General features: G+C 64.7%; 19 protein-coding genes. 8 read left to right on the top strand and 11 right to left on the bottom strand.

The window, feature by feature from the left end; all coding sequences use genetic code 11:
* Nucleotides 1-18: 18 nt before the first annotated feature.
* From tyrS to LPA36_RS00670, 3 genes are all read left to right on the top strand, one after another.
* A complete protein-coding gene (gene tyrS, locus LPA36_RS00660; RefSeq protein WP_228874202.1) occupies nucleotides 19-1,266 on the top strand; it encodes a tyrosine--tRNA ligase in 1,248 nt (415 codons plus the stop codon).
* A 73-nt stretch (nucleotides 1,267-1,339) separates the two neighbouring features.
* Nucleotides 1,340-1,798 (top strand): D-aminoacyl-tRNA deacylase, encoded by a 459-nt coding sequence (gene dtd / locus LPA36_RS00665; RefSeq protein ID WP_228874203.1) that lies wholly within the window; start codon nucleotides 1,340-1,342, stop codon nucleotides 1,796-1,798.
* A 75-nt stretch (nucleotides 1,799-1,873) separates the two neighbouring features.
* Nucleotides 1,874-2,533: a histidine phosphatase family protein gene (locus tag LPA36_RS00670; protein WP_228874204.1), complete on the top strand. Its 660-nt coding sequence runs from the start codon at nucleotides 1,874-1,876 to the stop codon at nucleotides 2,531-2,533.
* Between the two features lie 45 nt (nucleotides 2,534-2,578).
* On the opposite strand, the gene LPA36_RS00675 is transcribed toward LPA36_RS00670, so the two are convergent.
* From LPA36_RS00675 to ruvC, 4 genes are all read right to left on the bottom strand, one after another.
* On the bottom strand, nucleotides 2,579-3,511 hold the full coding sequence (locus LPA36_RS00675; protein ID WP_228874205.1) for an oxygenase MpaB family protein: 933 nt from the start codon (nucleotides 3,509-3,511) through the stop codon (nucleotides 2,579-2,581).
* Between the two features lie 54 nt (nucleotides 3,512-3,565).
* Nucleotides 3,566-4,630: a Holliday junction branch migration DNA helicase RuvB gene (ruvB, locus tag LPA36_RS00680; RefSeq protein WP_228874206.1), complete on the bottom strand. Its 1,065-nt coding sequence runs from the start codon at nucleotides 4,628-4,630 to the stop codon at nucleotides 3,566-3,568.
* A 121-nt stretch (nucleotides 4,631-4,751) separates the two neighbouring features.
* A complete protein-coding gene (gene ruvA / locus LPA36_RS00685) occupies nucleotides 4,752-5,333 on the bottom strand; it encodes a Holliday junction branch migration protein RuvA (protein WP_228874207.1) in 582 nt (193 codons plus the stop codon).
* Between the two features lie 138 nt (nucleotides 5,334-5,471).
* Complete coding sequence (gene ruvC, locus LPA36_RS00690) at nucleotides 5,472-6,014, bottom strand: crossover junction endodeoxyribonuclease RuvC (RefSeq protein ID WP_228874208.1); 543 nt, start codon at nucleotides 6,012-6,014, stop codon at nucleotides 5,472-5,474.
* A gap of 115 nt (nucleotides 6,015-6,129) precedes the next feature.
* Between ruvC and LPA36_RS00695 the strand changes: the two genes are divergently transcribed.
* Nucleotides 6,130-6,369, top strand: coding sequence for a hypothetical protein (locus LPA36_RS00695; protein WP_228874209.1), 240 nt, complete (start codon nucleotides 6,130-6,132; stop codon nucleotides 6,367-6,369).
* 134 nt (nucleotides 6,370-6,503) lie between these two features.
* Here the strand turns inward: LPA36_RS00695 and purH are convergent, their stop codons facing one another.
* The 5 genes from purH to pepP all read right to left on the bottom strand — a co-directional run bounded on the left by purH (nucleotide 6,504) and on the right by pepP (nucleotide 12,233).
* Nucleotides 6,504-8,069: a bifunctional phosphoribosylaminoimidazolecarboxamide formyltransferase/IMP cyclohydrolase gene (gene purH / locus LPA36_RS00700; RefSeq protein WP_228874210.1), complete on the bottom strand. Its 1,566-nt coding sequence runs from the start codon at nucleotides 8,067-8,069 to the stop codon at nucleotides 6,504-6,506.
* A gap of 54 nt (nucleotides 8,070-8,123) precedes the next feature.
* On the bottom strand, nucleotides 8,124-8,357 hold the full coding sequence (locus LPA36_RS00705; RefSeq protein ID WP_228874211.1) for a Fis family transcriptional regulator: 234 nt from the start codon (nucleotides 8,355-8,357) through the stop codon (nucleotides 8,124-8,126).
* The gene (gene dusB / locus LPA36_RS00710; protein ID WP_228874212.1) at nucleotides 8,354-9,409 is read right to left on the bottom strand and encodes a tRNA dihydrouridine synthase DusB; all 1,056 of its coding nucleotides are present in this window, start codon (nucleotides 9,407-9,409) and stop codon (nucleotides 8,354-8,356) included. Before dusB ends, LPA36_RS00705 begins: the two co-directional genes overlap by 4 nt.
* Before the next feature lie 193 nt (nucleotides 9,410-9,602).
* Nucleotides 9,603-10,808 (bottom strand): UbiH/UbiF/VisC/COQ6 family ubiquinone biosynthesis hydroxylase, encoded by a 1,206-nt coding sequence (locus LPA36_RS00715; protein WP_228874213.1) that lies wholly within the window; start codon nucleotides 10,806-10,808, stop codon nucleotides 9,603-9,605.
* A 27-nt stretch (nucleotides 10,809-10,835) separates the two neighbouring features.
* A complete protein-coding gene (gene pepP, locus LPA36_RS00720; RefSeq protein ID WP_228874214.1) occupies nucleotides 10,836-12,233 on the bottom strand; it encodes a Xaa-Pro aminopeptidase in 1,398 nt (465 codons plus the stop codon).
* Between the two features lie 206 nt (nucleotides 12,234-12,439).
* Here pepP and LPA36_RS00725 point away from each other — a divergent pair, with 206 nt between their 5' ends.
* A complete protein-coding gene (locus LPA36_RS00725) occupies nucleotides 12,440-13,051 on the top strand; it encodes a glutathione S-transferase C-terminal domain-containing protein (protein WP_228874215.1) in 612 nt (203 codons plus the stop codon).
* Between the two features lie 30 nt (nucleotides 13,052-13,081).
* Here the strand turns inward: LPA36_RS00725 and LPA36_RS00730 are convergent, their stop codons facing one another.
* Nucleotides 13,082-14,476: a sensor histidine kinase gene (locus LPA36_RS00730; RefSeq protein WP_228874216.1), complete on the bottom strand. Its 1,395-nt coding sequence runs from the start codon at nucleotides 14,474-14,476 to the stop codon at nucleotides 13,082-13,084.
* Nucleotides 14,466-15,143 carry a response regulator gene (locus LPA36_RS00735; RefSeq protein WP_228874862.1) on the bottom strand — a complete coding sequence of 226 codons (678 nt, stop codon included), beginning with the start codon at nucleotides 15,141-15,143 and terminating at the stop codon, nucleotides 14,466-14,468. The genes LPA36_RS00730 and LPA36_RS00735 overlap by 11 nt, the downstream gene beginning before the upstream one ends.
* A gap of 223 nt (nucleotides 15,144-15,366) precedes the next feature.
* Between LPA36_RS00735 and LPA36_RS00740 the strand changes: the two genes are divergently transcribed.
* The 3 genes from LPA36_RS00740 to LPA36_RS00750 all read left to right on the top strand — a co-directional run bounded on the left by LPA36_RS00740 (nucleotide 15,367) and on the right by LPA36_RS00750 (nucleotide 18,169).
* The gene (locus tag LPA36_RS00740; protein ID WP_228874217.1) at nucleotides 15,367-16,389 is read left to right on the top strand and encodes an ABC transporter substrate-binding protein; all 1,023 of its coding nucleotides are present in this window, start codon (nucleotides 15,367-15,369) and stop codon (nucleotides 16,387-16,389) included.
* A gap of 105 nt (nucleotides 16,390-16,494) precedes the next feature.
* Nucleotides 16,495-17,289 (top strand): ABC transporter ATP-binding protein, encoded by a 795-nt coding sequence (locus tag LPA36_RS00745; protein ID WP_228874218.1) that lies wholly within the window; start codon nucleotides 16,495-16,497, stop codon nucleotides 17,287-17,289.
* A 16-nt stretch (nucleotides 17,290-17,305) separates the two neighbouring features.
* Complete coding sequence (locus LPA36_RS00750; RefSeq protein ID WP_228874219.1) at nucleotides 17,306-18,169, top strand: ABC transporter permease; 864 nt, start codon at nucleotides 17,306-17,308, stop codon at nucleotides 18,167-18,169.
* The last annotated feature ends 19 nt before the right edge of the window (nucleotides 18,170-18,188 follow it).

Consider the following 18,188-nt stretch of genomic DNA (forward strand, 5'->3'; position numbering starts at 1 on the left):
TCGACGTCACGTTCCAGCATGAGCTCCGAGTCCACTTCAAAGCCCACTCCCGCCTTCCCGATCACCGACGAGGTCCGTCACGCGCTCGCCGTCACCAAACGCGGCGTCGACGAACTGCTGATCGAAGACGAGTTCGCGCAAAAGCTCGCGAAGAGCGCGGCCACGGGCACGCCGCTGCGCATCAAGCTGGGCCTCGATCCGACCGCGCCTGACATCCACATTGGCCACACGGTCGTGCTGAACAAGATGCGCCAGTTGCAGGATCTCGGGCACACGGTGATTTTCCTGATCGGCGATTTCACGTCGCTGATCGGCGATCCGTCGGGGCGCAACGCCACCCGTCCGCCGCTCACGCGCGAACAGATCGAGTCGAACGCCCGGACATATTTCGATCAGGCCGCGCTCGTGCTCGACCGCGAGAAGACCGAGATCCGCTACAACAGCGAATGGTCGATGCCGCTCGGCGCCGACGGCATGATCAAGCTCGCGTCGCGCTACACGGTCGCGCGCATTCTGGAGCGCGAGGATTTCACGAAGCGCTTCCAGGGCGGCGTGCCCATCTCGATCCACGAATTCCTGTATCCGCTGATGCAGGGTTACGACTCAGTCGCGCTGAACGCCGACCTCGAACTGGGCGGCACGGACCAGAAGTTCAACCTGCTCGTCGGCCGTGAGCTGCAGAAGCAATACGGCCAGGAACAGCAGTGCATCCTGACCATGCCGCTGCTCGAAGGCCTCGACGGCGTCGAGAAGATGTCGAAGTCGAAGCATAACTACGTCGGCATCAGCGAAAAGCCGACGGATATGTTCGGCAAGCTCATGAGCATCTCCGATGTGCTCATGTGGCGTTACTTCGAATTGCTGTCGTTCCGTCCGATGGACGAAATCGCGGGCTTCAAACGCGAGATCGAAGGCGGCCGTAACCCGCGCGACTTCAAGGTGATGCTCGCGCAGGAAATCGTCGCCCGCTTTCATTCGTCGGCCGATGCCGAACGCGCGCTCGAAGACTTCAATCATCGCGCGAAGGGCGGCGTACCCGACGATATTCCCGTGGTCACACTCGCCGGCGCGCCGCTTGCGATCGGGCAGTTGCTGAAGCAGGCAGGCCTTGTGCCATCGACGAGCGAGGCACTGCGCAACATCGAGCAGGGCGGCGTGAAGATCGACGGCACGACGGTGTCCGACAAGGGCCTCAAGGTCGAGGCAGGCGAATTCGTCGTGCAGGTCGGCAAGCGCCGCTTTGCGCGCGTGACGTTGACGGCCTGATGAGCTTCTTGCATTTGCGCGTCATGGCCGGGTTCACGCAGGTGGCCTTGCCGGCACACCCGGCAGGTCCGGCGTGATTGCGCTGATTCAACGCGTGCGCCGCGCCGACGTGCGCGTGGGCGACCGTGTCACGGGTGAGATCGGCGCGGGTCTGCTCGCGCTCGTCTGTGCGGAGCGCGGCGATACCGATGCCGTCGCGGACAAGCTGCTCGCGAAGCTGCTCGGCTACCGCGTGTTCAGCGATGCCGCCGGCAAGATGAATCTGTCCGTGCAGAACATCGATGGAGCAGGTGGCGCGGGCGGCCTGCTGCTCGTCTCGCAGTTCACGCTCGCGGCCGATACCAACAGCGGCCTGCGCCCGAGTTTCACGCCCGCTGCGCCGCCCGACGAAGGCCGGCGTCTCTTCGACTATTTTGTCGCCGCAGCGCGTGGCAGACATCCGGTCGTCGAGACGGGCGAGTTTGGCGCCGACATGCAGGTGTCGCTCGTCAACGACGGGCCGGTCACATTCTGGCTTCAGACGCGTCCCTGAAAACGCAGCGCGACGTCGTGCGTTGTCGCTTTTTGCGACAATGATCCTTCTGCATCCGACCGAGGCGCGCATCCCATGACCACGCAGGTTCTCTTCATCCGGCACGGCGAGACCGACTGGAATCGCATCAAGCGCATCCAGGGGCACATCGACATTCCGCTGGCAGCGGGTGGTATCGAGCAGGCGCAGAAGCTGGCGCAGCGGCTTGCGCGCGAGGCAGCGCAGGGTGCGCGACTGGACGCGATCTATTCGAGCGACCTGATGCGTGCGCAGCAAACCGCGCAGCCGGTCGCCGATGCGCTCGGCATGCAGATCGAACTGCGCGACAGTTTGCGCGAGCGCTCGTATGGCGCATTCCAGGGACACGACAGCGATGAGATCGCCGTGCGTTTTCCGGACGAATACGCGCATTGGCAGACCCGCGATCCCGGCTTCGCGCCGCCGCGCGGCGAATCGATGCGCATGTTCTATCATCGTGTCGTGCACGCGATCGAACCGCTTGTCGCGGCGCACCCCCATGGCCGCATCGCGTGCGTCGCGCACGGCGGCGTGCTTGACTGCGTCTACCGGTTCGCGAACAGCCTGCCGCTCGATGCGCCGCGCAGCTATGCGCTGCTCAATACGAGCCTGAACGTTGTGGACTTCGATGGCGGCGCGGCGACGGTCGTATCGTGGGCCGACGTAGAACATCTCGGCGGCCATAGCGACGACGATGGTTTCAGACGGGTGCTGTAACGCGCGTTTGGGTGCGGGAGTTGACCGCGCCGCTTGCAAGCAGGCTCATCCATGTGGCGTCGCGACGCGCCGGCGAGCGCGCTTCGATACACCATTCACCAGCGCCCAGCGCATCACCGGCGCGACGAGTCTCACGCCCGGTCGCACCAGCGCACGGCGCACGCCAGCGAACGTGTCGAACCCGAGCATCGATTTTGCCCACGGCGGCAGGAGGTCGACACCGGCGTTGAGCATCAGCGTTCCCGCTGGCCGCATCATCGCGCCCGGTGGCCGGGCGTTCATGAGGATTTTGACGACTTCAAGCGTGCGGGAACTCGCTTCGAGCTCGGGCTGCATCGCGATCAGATACGCATCGATTTCGGCCCGCGAGCGGGGAATGCCAGTAGCGCCGAGCATGTCGGCGATGCGTGCGGTTTCGGCGAGATACTGGTCTTGCGCCTCGCCCGACAACGCCGGGTTCACGTAATACAGGTGAGCGGTGAGGAAGCTCGATACTTCCGCGACGTGCACCCAGGTCAACAGCGCGGGATCGCTTGCGCAATACGGACGGCCGTCCGGCGCGGTGCCGCTCACACCGAGATGGATCTGCTTCACGCGCTCGATCAACGCCAGCGCATCACGTTGATTGCCGTAAGTCGTGCCCGCGATGAACGTCGCGGTGCGGCGCAGGCGGCCGAGAATGTCAGTGCGAAACGACGAGTGATCCCATACGCCGGCAAGCGCTAGCGGATGCAGCGCCTGCAACAACAAGGCGCTGATGCCACCCGTCATCATCGACGTGAAGTCCGCGTGGACTTTCCAGCAGACCGCGTCGGGGCCGAAGAGCCCAGGATCTCCGGGCGGCGACGAGTAGTCGAGCGACGGGCCGCCGCCGCTTGTCAGATGGGTAACGCCTGCCGCAAGCCGTGAGCGCACACGTTTTGCCACCAGCGTGGCGAAACTGGCGCGGTTATCCGGCTGCCTGGCTTGATCTGACATCGTCCGATTCGTCCGATAACTCCTGCCCGGGACACTGTCTGCGCGCCCTGAGGGTCAGGACGTGCCCGAATCCCAGATGTCGCGCACCGGGCTCGACGATTCCGGCGCGGCAAGACCGAAATGCCGGTACGTCAGCAACGTCGCGACACGGCCGCGAGGCGTGCGTTGCAGGTAGCCCTGCTGGATCAGGTACGGCTCGAGCACGTCTTCGATCGTATCGCGCTCTTCGCCGATTGCGGCGGCCAGGTTGTCGACGCCCACGGGGCCGCCGTCGAATTTGTGCAGAATCGCTTCGAGCAGCTTGCGGTCCATCAGATCGAAGCCGACTGGATCGACATCGAGCATGGCGAGTGCCGCGTCGGCAACCTTCGCGGTGATGTTGCCGTCCGCCTTCACTTCCGCGAAATCGCGCACGCGACGCAGCAGGCGGTTCGCGATCCGTGGCGTGCCGCGTGCGCGTTTGGCGATTTCGAACGCGCCATCAGGATGTATCTGCGCGCCGAGCAGCGATGCCGAGCGGCTCACGATGCGAGCAAGCTCTTCCGAGTTGTAGAACTCCAGCCGCGCGACGATACCGAAACGGTCGCGCAGCGGGTTCGTCAGCATGCCGGCGCGCGTCGTGGCGCCCACCAGTGTGAACGGCTGAAGATCGAGCTTCACGCTACGTGCGGCCGGACCTTCGCCGATCATGATGTCGATCTGATAGTCCTCGAGTGCCGGATACAGGATTTCCTCGACGACCGGCGAGAGCCGGTGGATTTCGTCGATGAACAGTACGTCGTTCGCTTCGAGATTGGTCAGGAGCGCTGCGAGGTCGCCCGCGCGTTCGAGCACGGGGCCCGACGTTTGCCGCAGATTGACCCCCATTTCACGCGCGATGATGTGCGCGAGCGTGGTCTTGCCGAGCCCCGGCGGCCCGAACAGCAGCACGTGATCGAGCGATTCGGAGCGGCGCCTTGCCGCTTCGATAAAGATTTCGAGCTGGCCGCGCACCTTTTCCTGCCCGACGTACTCGTCTAGCTGGCGCGGGCGCAACGCGCGTTCGAACGCTTCTTCGTTCGACGACGTAGGCGTGGCGGCGATGATGCGTTCGGCGGCGAGTTTATCGGTTTCGATCATGCGGACATTGTACCGCGCGACGCCCGCCGCGAAAGCTGGCCGAACGGCCAGGGTGCCAGGCGCGCGGCGACGTGCGAATCTCTAACCGTCGTCACGCTGCACGCGCGCCCGCAACCCGCGCTCAGCCCTTCGACAGCGCCTTCAGCGCGAGCTTGATGCCATCGGAAACGCCGGTGCCGGCCGGCACGTTCTTGATGGCCGCCAACCCTTCTTTTTCGGAGTAACCCAATGCAAGTAATGCATTCAGGATATCGCTGGCATGACCGGACGCCGAAGCCGCGCCCGCCATCGCGCCCAGATCGGCGCCCAGCTTGCCCTTCAGTTCGAGCAGCAGGCGCTCCGCTGTCTTCTTGCCGATGCCAGGAACGCGAGTGAGGCGCGCAGCGTCCTGCAGCGTGACGGCCTGGCCGAGTTCGTGAACGCTCATGCCGGAGAGCACCGCAAGCGCCATCCGGGCGCCAATGCCGCTGATCTTCAGCAGCTCGCGGAACGTCGTGCGTTCCTGGGCAGTGCCGAAGCCGTACAACAGCTGCGCGTCTTCACGCACGATCATCTGCGTGAGCAGCACCACGCGCTCGCCGGTTGCCGGCAGGTTGTAGAACGTGCTCATCGGTACGTCGACTTCGTAGCCGACGCCGTTGCAGTCGACGAGCAGATGCGGCGGATTCTTTTCCAGCAGGACGCCGGCAATGCGACCGATCATGGTGAGTTCGATGGTGAAGTAAAGCGCGAGTGTAGCGCAGCGCGTCAGCAGGCAGGACGGCTACGGGGAAGGTCCGGTGAAGGCATTGATACGACTGCCTGCGTCAGGGGCGAACATGCAGCGTGACGGCCTGTTGGATTAACCAACGAGCCGTCCGCGCCGCACGCGCAGCCCCTTCTTCGCGAGCGAAGGTGCGAGGCCGCCCAGCGTGCTCAGCGTGCTGCCGCCGTGCGCGTGGCAGATCGCCATGCCGAGCGCATCGGCGGCGTCGGTGCCCGGCACGCCGGAGAGATTCAGGAGCCGTGCCACCATCTGCTGCATCTGTTCCTTGGTGGCGCGCCCGTAGCCGACTACGGCCTGCTTCAGTTGCAGCGCGGTGTATTCGGAGACCGGCACGCCGCCCGCCACGAGCCCGCAGATGGCGGCGCCGCGCGCCTGGCCGAGCAGGAGCGTCGATTGCGGGTTGACGTTGACGAACACCTTTTCGATCGCGGATTGATCGGGTGCGTGCTGACGGATCAGCGTCGAGATGCCGTCGAAGATCGTGCCGAGACGCGATGGCAGATCGGCATCGGCCGTCTTGATGACGCCGCTCGCGACGTAGGTCAGCTTTTGGCCGGTCTGGTCGATCACGCCAAAACCGGTGACGCGCAGACCGGGGTCGATGCCGAGAATTCTCATGAGGTGCGATGCGGATTAAGTGCCTGCGATACTACAACGAACCGGCTGTGCAGCGGGCAGTGAAGAGGCGGCGTGCTGACAAATGTGCAGGGCGCGCAGGGAGGGGTTAAGCGACGTGGAAACGTATTTGAACCGCAGCGGCGACTCAGGTGTATCGGCGTACGAGATCGGCGACGACTTTATCGCCGTCCAGTTCCGGCCGTCGGGCGATATCTATTGGTACACACGTGCAAGCGTTGGCGCCCGGCATCTTGCAGCGATGAAAGACCTCGCCTTGAAAGGGCGCGGGCTGAGCACCTACATCAGCGCGCATCCCGACGTGCGCGAAGGCTATGCGAAAAAGCAGCCGGCATGACGCCTGGCGAGAAGTTCACAGCGGCACATCTGCACGCGTGCAAAACAAGACGGCCCGCCAGGAAATCCTGGCGGGCCGCTTGTATGAGACTGTATCAGGCCATCCACGCCGGACCCTCCGGCCCGGAAGTCGCGTCAATGACGGAAGTGACGCACGCCCGTCAGCACCATCGCGATGTTGTGCTCGTCGGCGGCGGCGACTACTTCGTCGTCGCGCATCGAGCCGCCTGGCTGGATCACGCATGTTGCGCCCGCCGCGACGACTACGTCGAGGCCGTCACGGAACGGGAAGAATGCGTCGGACGCCACCGCCGAACCAGCCAGCGTCAGCCCGGCGTTCTGCGCTTTGATGCTCGCGATGCGCGCCGAATCGACGCGGCTCATCTGGCCGGCGCCGACGCCCAGCGTCATGCCGTTGCCGCAGAACACGATCGCGTTCGACTTCACGTACTTCGCGACGCGCCATGCGAAGAGCAGATCGTCCATTTCCTTCGGCGTCGGATGACGCTTCGTGACGACGCGCAGTTCGTGCGGCTGCACGTTGCGCGAATCGAGCGACTGTACGAGCAGACCGCCGCCCACCCGCTTCAGGTCGAACGCGTTGTGACCGTCGCCGAGCGCGATTTCCAGCAGACGCACGTTCTGCTTCGCCGCGAACACCTGACGCGCAGCCGTGCTGAACGCCGGCGCAATCAGTACTTCGACGAATTGCTTCGCCACCGCCTGCGCCGTCGCTTCGTCGACTTCGCGGTTAAACGCGATGATGCCGCCGAAGGCGGAGGTCGGATCGGTCTGGAACGCCTTCGCGTACGCTTCGTTCGCGTCCGCGCCGATCGCCACGCCGCACGGGTTCGCGTGCTTGATGATCACGCACGCCGGCACGTCGAACGTCTTCACGCATTCCCATGCCGCGTCGCTGTCCGCGATATTGTTGTAGGACAGCTCCTTGCCCTGCAGCTGGTTGTAGTTTGCAAGCGCGCCGGCCGGCACCACGAGGTCGCGGTAGAACGCGGCACTCTGGTGCGGGTTTTCGCCGTAACGCAGATCCTGAACCTTGTCGAACGCGAGGTTGAACGTGGCCGGATACGTGTTGCGCGACGCATGTTGCAGCTCTTCGGTCAGGCTCGTCAGGTAGTTCGTGATCGCGCCGTCGTACTGCGCGGTGTGCGCGAACACCTTGGTGGCCAGCCGGAAGTTCGTCTTGTAGCCGACCGAATTTGCGTTGGCGCGCATTTCGTCGAGCACCACCGCGTAATCCGCCGGATCGACCACCACCGTCACGTCACGATGGTTCTTCGCGGCCGAGCGCAGCATCGTCGGACCGCCGATGTCGATGTTCTCGATCGCGTCTTCCAGCGAGCACTCGCTCTTCGACACCGTCTGCACAAACGGATACAGGTTCACGACGAGCAGGTCGATCGTCGGGATGTCGTGTTTCTCAAGCGCCGCCATGTGTTCCGGCAGGTCGCGGCGCGCGAGGATGCCGCCGTGAACCTTCGGGTGCAGCGTTTTCACGCGGCCGTCGAGCATTTCCGGAAAGCCGGTGTAATCGGCGACTTCGGTCACTGCGAGACCCGCGTCCGCGAGCAGTTTCGCGGTGCCGCCGGTCGACAGGATCCTGACGCCGAGGTCCGACAGCGATTTGGCGAAATCGACGATGCCGGTCTTGTCGGAAACGGAGATGAGCGCTTGCTTGATCATGATGAGAAAGCCGGGGAGAGACGTGACGGGGCGCGTGAAGTGACGGCAAACCTGCTACAGCAAACCGTGCTGTTGCAGCTTCTTGCGCAGCGTATTGCGGTTGATGCCGAGATACTCGGCGGCCAGCGACTGGTTGCCGCCTGCCTGCTCGAGCACCACCTCGAGCATCGGTTTTTCTACGCACGATACGACCATGTCGTAAATATCATGCGGGTTCGAGCCGTCGAGATCCTGAAAGTACATGTCCAGGCTGTCGCGGACGCATTGTTCGATGTTATGTCTGCTCATGCTGCCAGTCGGTCGTTATTGTCCGGCTCGCCGACAGTGTCTTCAACGTAGATGAGGCGGTCGGAAACCGCCTTTTGCGCGTCGAAAAAATCATTGACGGCGAGCAGTTGTTCGCGCGTGGTGTCCAGCGTATTCATACGGTGCCGGAACACGTTGGCGCCAGAAAGGCCGCGAGTGTACCAGCCGATATGCTTGCGCGCAGTGCGTACCCCGGTGAATTCGCCATAGAACGCGTAGTGATCTTCGAGGTGTTCGTTCATCACCAGCTGGATTTCGTCAATGCGTGGGGGCGGCAGCAGTTCGCCCGTCTTCAGGAAATGTTCGATCTCACGGAAGAGCCACGGGCGACCCTGCGCCGCACGGCCGATCATGATGGCATCGGCGCCGGTGGCGGCGAGCACGTCGCGGGCCTTTTGCGGCGTGGTGATGTCGCCATTCGCGACCACCGGAATGCGCACCGAGGCCTTCACGGCGGCGATGGTCTCGTATTCGGCGTCACCGTGATACAGATCGGCGCGCGTGCGGCCATGCACAGTCAGCATCGAGATGCCGGCGTTTTCGGCGAGCCGCGCGATGGCGATCGCGTTCCGGTTGTCGCGATTCCAGCCCGTGCGGATTTTCAGCGTGACGGGCACGGCATCGGGGCCGGTGCCCACCGCGCCCACGACGGCCTCGACGATCTGCTGAACCAGCGGTTCGTTCTGCAGCAGCGCGGAGCCGGCGGCGACGTTGCACACCTTCTTGGCCGGGCAACCCATATTGATGTCGATGATCTGCGCGCCGTTCGCGACGTTGTAGCGCGCGGCTTCGGCCATCATGGCCGGATCGGCGCCGGCGATCTGCACGGCAATCGGTTCGACTTCGCCCGCGTGGTTCGCGCGGCGCATGGTTTTCTCGCTTTTCCACAACTGCGCGTTCGACGCCACCATCTCGGAGACGGCATAACCCGCGCCCAGCCGCTTGCACAGCTGGCGGAACGGCCGGTCCGTCACGCCGGCCATCGGGGCGACGAACAGGTTATTGCGCAGATTGTGCGAGCCGAGAATGGGCATGACGGGAGCGTCTCCGCGCGATCGGGCCCGATCTGCGCGGTGGCGAAGTACGTAGGAAAACGTCTATTTTACCGTTAACGGTTCCTGACAGACGACTTACCCGAGACGTAACCCATTAAATCTTCTATGAAAGCGCCTTGGCGATAGACCGGCGCACGGCTTCGGCCCACGGGCGCGAGGACCGCGCCGGCGCTCAGCGGCGCTGACCGAACATCATTTGCCGTGCAAGGGCGGTCTTGACCGGCGGCAGGAATTCGAGTGCGGTCAGCGCGAGCCCGCGCAGCGTGGCGAGCGGCGGGAAGTCGACGGTGAAGAGTCGCGCGAGCGTGTCGGTGGCGCCGATCGTCAGACGCCGGTCGAGCGCGCGGCGTGCCGCGAAGGCCGCCAGCGCAAGCGGGGTGGCGCCGTGCTGTGCGAGCGCGTCGACAAGCGCGTGCGCGTCGCGCAAGCCCAGATTCAGGCCTTGCCCCGCCACCGGATGCAGCGTCTGCGCGGCGTTGCCGATCGCGACGACGCGGCCCTTCACGAGCGTATCGACGGCATTCAGGCCGAGCGGGAATGACGCGCGCCCCTTGATATGCGTGAACGCGCCCATCCGATCGCCGAAGGCTGCACAGAGCGCGTGCAGGAACGCGGCGTCGTCGAGTTGGGCGAGGCGGGCGGCTTCATCCGGCGAGCAGCACCAGACGAGCGCGTAATCCGCGCCGCGCACGCCACCCATCGGCAGCAGCGCGATCGGGCCACCCGGCGTAAAGCGTTCCCACGCGACGTGCGGCTGTGGCGCTGACACCGTCACCGTGCCGACCAGCGCCGTTTGCCCGTAGTCACGTGTGGCGCCGCTACCGCTCTTCTGCTCGTGATAGAGGCCGCCTTCCGCGTTGACAAGGATCCGCGTGCGCACGGTGCGTTTCACGTGGGCGCTTTCCAGTGGCAACGTGACGCCATCGTGTTCCTGCGTGGATGGCAGCGCCGACGTGGAGCGCAGCCAGTGCACCGGCGTTTCACGCACTGCTTCAGCGAGCGCGTGCACGATCGAGCCATAGCGCAGTACATAGCCGAGTGCGGGCAGACCGTGCTCGGCGTGATCGATGACCGTACGGCCAAAGTGGCCGCGCTGCGACACGTGAATCCGCTGGATCGTCGTGGCGTCGCCGGGCCAGCGCAGCGGCTCGAGGATCATCCGGCTGCCTTGCGACACCGCGATTGCGCGCGGATCGGACACGGCATCGTCCGGGTCGCGTGCGTCGATCAGCGCAACGGAAAGCGCGCGCGTTGCGCTGCGCCGCGCGAGCCAGCCGGCCAGCGCGAGACCGACCGGCCCAGCGCCGACAATCGTGACGTCGAAATCGAACCGCGATTCCGCTGCCGGTTGCGCCGATGGTTGCGCTACTTCATTCATTTCGTGCCGCTTCCTTGCATGTCGGTCCTATGCCGCGCTGACCCGCGCGGCCTGCATCAGCGCTTCGATTTCATCGGGCTTGACCGGCACCCCGCGCGTCAACAGCTCGCAGCCGGTTTCAGTGACGACCGCGTCGTCTTCGATGCGGATTCCGATGTTCCAGTAACGCTCGGGCACTTCGTCCGATGCGCGGATGTAGAGCCCCGGTTCGATCGTCAGCGTCATTGAGGGCTTCAGGGTGCGCCACGGCAGTGCGCCGGTTTCGTCTGGCGGCGCCCCGCGTTCCCGGTAGTCGCCGCAATCGTGCACGTCCATGCCGAGCCAGTGACCGGTGCGGTGCATGTAGAACGGCGCATAGGCGCGCTCGGCGATGACTTCGTCGACGCCCGCGTACAGCCCGCGGTCAAGGATGCCCGTGTCCAGCAGGCCTTGCGAAAGCACGCGCAAGGCGGCCTGATGCGGCGCGTCGAACGTTGCGCCCGGGCGCGTGGCTTCGATCGCGGCCTCCTGTGCGGCGAGCACGATGTCATACAGCTCGCGCTGCGCGGGCGTGAATTTCCCGTTCGCGGGAAACGTGCGCGTGATGTCGGATGCATAGCCGTCGAGTTCGCACGCGGCATCGATCAGGATCAGGTCGTCTTCCTGCGCGATCGCGTTGCCGGCGGGGTAGTGCAGCACGCACGCGTTCGGGCCGGCTGCAACGATCGAGCCATAAGCCGGCGCCTGCGCGCCGTGCCGGCGAAACGTGTAGAGGAGCTCCGCTTCGAGTTCGTACTCGCGCACGCCGGGCCGGCACGCAGCCATCGCCCGGCGGTGTGCTTCGGCGGAAATCTGGCCAGCGCGACGCATGATCGCGAGCTCATGTGCATCCTTGAAGAGACGCATGTCGTCGAGTACGGGCAGCAAGTCGTGAATCGCCGCAGGCGCGCTCACGCCGCTGCGGCCCTGGGCGCGAACGGCTTCGAGCCAGCCGCGCACCTGGCCGTCCAGCGCTGCCGAAGCGCCGAGCGCGTAATGCAGTGCCGGCCTGTTCGCGATCAGCCGCGGCAGTTGTGCATCGACCTCGTCGAAGGCGAACGCCGCATCGAAACCGAACGCCTCACGCGCGCCCTCGGGCCCGAAGCGAAAGCCCTCCCATGTTTCGCGCTCGACGTTCTTCGCGCGACAGAAGAGGATCGACGCGGGCGCGTCCGGCGCGGCGCTCGCGTCCAGCACGAGCAGCGCCTCCGGCTCCGTGAAGCCTGTCAGGTAATAGAAATAGCTGTCGTGCCGGTACGGATAGTCGGCGTCACGGTTGCGCAGCGTTTCCGGCGCAGTGGGGACGATAGCGACGCCGCCACCGTTCGCGCGCAGCGTGGCGAGCACGCGCTCGCGGCGCTTGCGGTAAACGTCGACGGCAATCTGGGGTTCGGTCAGCGGGTTCATCGTGCGATTGTAGCGCCCAATGCCCGCACAGGCCGGCACGCGGGCGCTACGTTAGCCATCCGGCCAGCTCGACCCCGGCGCGCCGATGGCGCAATGTTGCAATCCGTCCACAGCGCCGTGCGGCACGCATCACAAGACGCCGGGTGGCGTCGGGATCGATGCAAAGCAACGTTATACTTCCGCCGGATTCCAAACAGGGCAGTGTCATGAAACTCATTGGTTCGTTCGCCAGTCCGTTTGTCCGCAAGGCGCGGATCGTGCTCGCCGAAAAGAAGATCGACTATCAACTGGTGCTCGAGAACGTCTGGGCGCCGGACACCACGATCCACACCTTCAACCCGCTCGGCAAGGTGCCGTGCCTCGTGATGGACGACGGCGAAGCGGTGTTCGATTCGCGCGTGATCTGCGAGTACGTCGACACACTCTCGCCGGTTGGCAAGCTGATTCCGCAGCCGGGCCGCGAGCGCATCGAGGTGCGGTGCTGGGAAGCGCTGGCGGACGGCATGCTGGAAGCCGCCGTGCTGATCCGCGTCGAAAGCACGCAGCGCACGGAAGCGCATCGCAGCGAAGCCTGGCTTGCGCGGCAGCAGCACAAGATCGACGACGGTCTCGCGGCACTGGCGCGTGGTCTCGGCAGCAAGACGTGGTGCACCGGCAATCACTACACGCTCGCGGATATCGCGGTGGGCTGCGCGCTCGGCTATCTGGATTTCCGCATGCCCGCCCTGAACTGGCGCGAGCTGTATCCCGATCTCGACCGCCACTTCCAGAAGCTGTCGCTGCGCCAGTCGTTCATCGATACCGTGCCGTCAGACTGAGTTCGCGCGCGGCATGCCGGTCATTCCGGTTTATGCCGCTGGAGGCAGCGGGTTTCGCGCTGCCGCCAGCGTCACGGTCGCGGTCACGCCGCGCCCGCCCGCGCCCGGCCCGAGTGTGATCTCGCCGCGGTGCGCCTGTACGATCTCGCGGACAATCGCAAGGCCAAGGCCGGTGCCTTCGGTATCGGCGGAGGCGCGATAGAACGGCTCGAACACCCGGCTGCGCGCTTCGGGCGCAATGCCAGGGCCGTCGTCGGTGACAACCAGCGTGACCTTCGTGCCGCCGGTGCGGACGGCCACCGTCACATGGCCGCCTGCCTGCGTATAGCGGATCGCGTTTTCAGCGAGGTTCGCGACCAGTGCCGACAGCAATCCCGGATGGCCGGTCACCGGCGCCGGTCCATCGAGTTCCGCGCCCAGATCGATTTCCCGCGTCTGCGCGAGGAGCGCCAGATCTTCGGCGACTTCTTTCGCAATCGCGGCCAGATCGGCAGGTTCGCTGGCGAGCCGCGCGTAGTCGGCCGATTCGGCCTGTGCGAGCAGCAGCAGCTTGTTCGTGAGGCCGACCATCGACCTGTTGCTCCGGTGCATCGCCGCGAGCGCTTCGGCGAGCCCGGGCTCGATGCCGCCGTGCTGGCGTGCGAACTGCAACTGGGTTCCGAGCAGCGTGAGCGGGGTGCGTAACTGATGCGCGGCATCCGCGATGAAGCGACGCTGCGCGGCCACCTGCACGCCAAGGCGTGCGATGCATTGATTGATCGCGTCGACGATCGGCCGCAGTTCCGTATGCAGCCGCTCGACGCGGATCGGCGCGAGCTGCATCGGATCGCGGTCGGCGACGTCTTCCTTCACTTTCATCAGCGGTCGTAACTCGAACGTGAGGCCGATGCACACGAGCGCCACCGCCAGCACGATCATCTCGATCTGCCGCACGAGTTGCGGCTGCCACAGTTGCTGCGCCATCGCGTCGCGCGAACGCACGGTCTTGCCGACCGATACGAGCACGCGTCGTGTCGCGCCGTTGTCGTACATTTGCCGCACGAAGGCAACCGCGCGCACCGCGTCGCCGTCACGGCCGGCGTCGTAGAACGTCGGCCTTTCCGACGCAGCCGTCGGGCTGCCCGGAAAATCCGGTGTGCCGGCGAGCAGCTGGCCGTCTTCGACGGTCACGCTGTAGAACACCTGGTCGCGATACGGCGAGACGAACACTTCGAGCGCGGCCGGCGGCACGTCGACGCGCAGAAAGCCATCCACCCATTCCACTTCGCCCGCGATCATCCGCGCCGACGAAACCAGCTGGTTATCCTGCACGAGATCGGCCGTGTGCCGCGCGTTGTCGAACTCAGACTTGCCGGTGACGAACACGTACAGCGCGAGCGGCACGAGCAGCCACCACAAGAGGCGCATGCGCAGGCTATTGGTCATCTTCTTTCTTGCGCAGCAGGTAGCCGAGCCCGCGCAGCGTGACGATGGCCGCCGAGCTGCCGTCGAGCTTCTTGCGCAGCCGCGAGATATAGATCTCGACCGCATCCTCGCTTGGCTCGTCGGAGAGCGTGAAGATCGCGTCGACGAGTGCCGGCTTCGACACCGTCTTGCCGAGGCGCAGGATCAGCGTTTCGAGCACCGCGCGTTCGCGCGGCGTCACGTTGAGCGGCGCGCCCCGCAGCATGAACTGGCGCGTGTCGATGTCGAACGTGAGGTCGCCGCACACCACTTCTGTCGCTTTCGATGGCGTCTGCCGGCGGATCAGCACCTTGATGCGCGCGACCAGCTCGCGCACTTCGAACGGCTTGACGAGGTAGTCGTCGGCACCGGCGCCGAGCAGTTCCACTTTCTCGTCGATTGAGCCGCTCGCGGTCAGGATCAGCACGGGCGTCGCGTCGCCGCGCTGGCGCAGACGGCGCAGCACGTTCTTGCCCGACAGCTTCGGCAGATTCAGGTCGAGCAGCACGACATCGTAGTGATTCGTGCGCAGGAGCTGGTCGGCCGCGTCGCCGTCCTGAACGGCGTCGAGCGCGAACGACTCCTGTTCGAGCATCCTGGCGAGCCAGTGCGCGAGTGTCGGATTGTCTTCGATGAGCAGCAGCTTCATGGCAGGTACAGCGGAAATCAGGCCGTCGATTGTGCCGTAAAACACGGGCCTTGCGCGCTTCCTTCAGGATTTGCTTCGGCAGTCCGCGCGTTGTCGGGTTAACACTCATGATTTGCTGTCGACCCCGAAAGCTTGCAGAAGGATTCCCCTTTTTATAATCCGCCACATTCATCCAGAAAACGCCGCGCGACAGAGCGGCGACCCGACCTCAGGAGACTGCTTCATGCGTACCTTGCGCCAGATTGCCGCCGTGTCCGGTGTTGCGTTTGCTCTCGCTGCCGTTACGGCGTCGGCTCACGCCGAGAAACTTACGATCATGGTTGGCGGCGCCACCAAGATCATCTATCTGCCGGCAAAGCTGACCGAGCAGCTCGGCTACTTCAAGGACGAAGGCCTCGACGTTGAAGTGCTGTCGCAACCGGCCGGCGTCGACGCGGAAAACGAACTGCTCGCGGGCGCGGTGCAGGGCGTGGTCGGCTTTTACGATCACACGATCGACCTGCAGAGCAAGGGCAAGGAAGTTCAGGCGCTCGTGATTTTCGGCCAGGTGCCGGGCGAAGTCGAAATGGTGTCGACGAAGGCTGCCGATACGTTGAAGAGCATGGCTGACGTGAAGGGCAAGACGCTCGGCGTGACGGGCCTCGGCTCGTCGACCAGCTTCCTCACGCAATACCTCGCACAGCGCGCCGGCGTGCCGTCGACGCAATACACGCTGCTGCCGGTGGGCGCCGACAACAGCTTCATCGCGGCGATCAGGCAAAGCCGTATCGACGCGGGCATGACGACGGAGCCGACTGTCTCGCAACTGCTGAAGACCGGCGACGCGAAGGTGCTGGTCGACATGCGCACGCTCGAAGGCACGAAGGCCGCGTTGGGCGGCACGTACCCGGCATCGAGCTTCTACGTGCAGCGCGCGTGGGCCGAGTCGCACAAGGACGAAGCGACGAAGCTGTCGCGTGCGTTCGCGAAGACGCTGAACTTCATCGCGACGCATAGCGCGGAGGAAATCGCCGCGAAGATGCCGAAGGACTACTACGGCAATAACAAGGACCTGTATGTGGGCGCGCTGAAGGCGTCGCTGCCGATGTTCACGAAGGACGGCAAGATGCCGGCCGACGGTCCGGATACGGTGCTGAAGGTGCTGTCGGCGTTCAACCCTTCGGTGAAGGGCAAGCATATCGATCTCGCGAAGACGTACACGAACGATTTCGTTTCGTCGGCAGCGGTCAAGACGGCTTCGAAGTAATCCGCACACAGGACGGACAGGCGCGAGCCGGCATGCCCGGCGGCGACGCGTCAGTCCCTCCCGCAACAGTCATGCAATAGCCAGGTAAACACGAGGCACCAGCTGATGAATCAACCATTGTCACGCGGCACGCCGGCCATCGAGCTGCGCAACGTGTCGTGCCGTTTCATTTCGCCGGACGGCAAGGCGACGGTCGCGCTGCGCGATTTCAGCATGTCGGTGGCGCGTGGCGAGTTCGTCGCCATCGTCGGGCCGACGGGCTGCGGCAAGTCGACCACGCTCAGCATGATCACCGGTCTTCTGAAGCCGACGACGGGTGAAGTGCGCGTGATGGGCGCGCCCGTCGACGGCATCGATCCGCGCATCGGCTTTGTTTTCCAGGCGGACGCCGTGTTCCCGTGGCGCTCGGTGCTCGACAACGTGGCGGCCGGCCCGCTGTATCGCGGCCGTTCGAAATCGGCCGCGCATGACGAAGCGAACGAATGGCTGCGCCGCGTCGGCCTCGAGAAATTCGGCAAGCACTATCCGCATCAGCTGTCGGGCGGGATGAGAAAGCGCGTTGCGCTTGCGCAGACCTTCATCAACAAGCCGGAAATCCTGCTGATGGACGAGCCGTTCTCCGCGCTCGACATGCAGACCCGCACGTTGATGCAGGACGAACTGCTGCAGCTGTGGTCGGGTACGGGTTCGGTCGTGTTCGTCACGCACGATCTCGAAGAAGCCATTGCGCTCGCCGACCGCGTGTTCGTGCTGACCGCGCGTCCGGCCACGTTGAAAAAAGTGTATGAGATCGACCTGCCGCGTCCGCGCGTCACGTCGGAGATTCGCTACGACCCGCGCTTCATCGAGATCTCGCGCGATATCTGGCATGACCTGCGCGAAGAAGTGCAGATCGGTTAATCAAGGAACGAGAGACATGTCTACAACGCCTCAACAGATGATGCCCTCAGGCCTCGACGCGGCTTCGCTCGCGCAGGTCGAGCGCGTCGCGCAAAAGCGCATCCGCCAGCGTCAGGCGCTCGTGATTTCGCTGCGCATCCTCGTGCTGGTCGTCGTGCTCGGCGGCTGGGAACTGTCAGCGCGCCTGAAGTGGATCGACCCGTTCTTCTTCTCGATGCCGACGGCCATCTATGACCAGATCGTCGACTGGTTCGTGAACGGCACGTCGCAAGGTCCGCTCCTCACGCAGGTCTGGGTCACGTTGGAGGAAACCGGCCTTGGCTTCATCATCGGCTCGGTGGCGGGTGTGTTCTGCGGCATCGTGCTCGGCCGCAACAAGCTGCTGTCGGACGTGTTCAGCCTCTACATCAAGATCGCCAACTCGATTCCGCGCGTGGTGCTAGGTTCGGTATTCGTCATCGCGCTCGGCCTCGGTATGGGTTCGAAGGTGGCGCTCGCGGTGGTGATGGTGTTTTTCGTCGTGTTCGCCAACGCGTTCCAGGGTGTGCGTGAAGCCGATCGCTACATGATCGCGAACGCACAGATTCTGGGTGCGTCGCGCCGTCAGGTGACGACGTCGGTGGTGATTCCTTCGGCGCTCAGCTGGATTCTCGCCAGCCTGCACGTGAGCTTCGGCTTCGCGCTGGTCGGTGCGGTGGTCGGAGAATTCCTCGGCTCCAAGCAGGGCATCGGCCTTTTGATCTCGACCGCGCAGGGCGCGTTCAACGCAAGCGGTGTGTTCGCGGCGATGATCGTGCTGGCAGTCGTCGCGCTCGCGGCCGACTATCTGCTGACAGCCGTCGAGCAGCGTCTTCTGAAGTGGCGGCCTGCGGTGGTCTGATCTTTAGCGGATTTCGCGC

Origin of the sequence: Paraburkholderia saeva, assembly GCF_907164555.1 — a bacterium.
In the GTDB taxonomy this organism is placed as follows: Bacteria; Pseudomonadota; Gammaproteobacteria; order Burkholderiales; family Burkholderiaceae; genus Paraburkholderia; species Paraburkholderia saeva.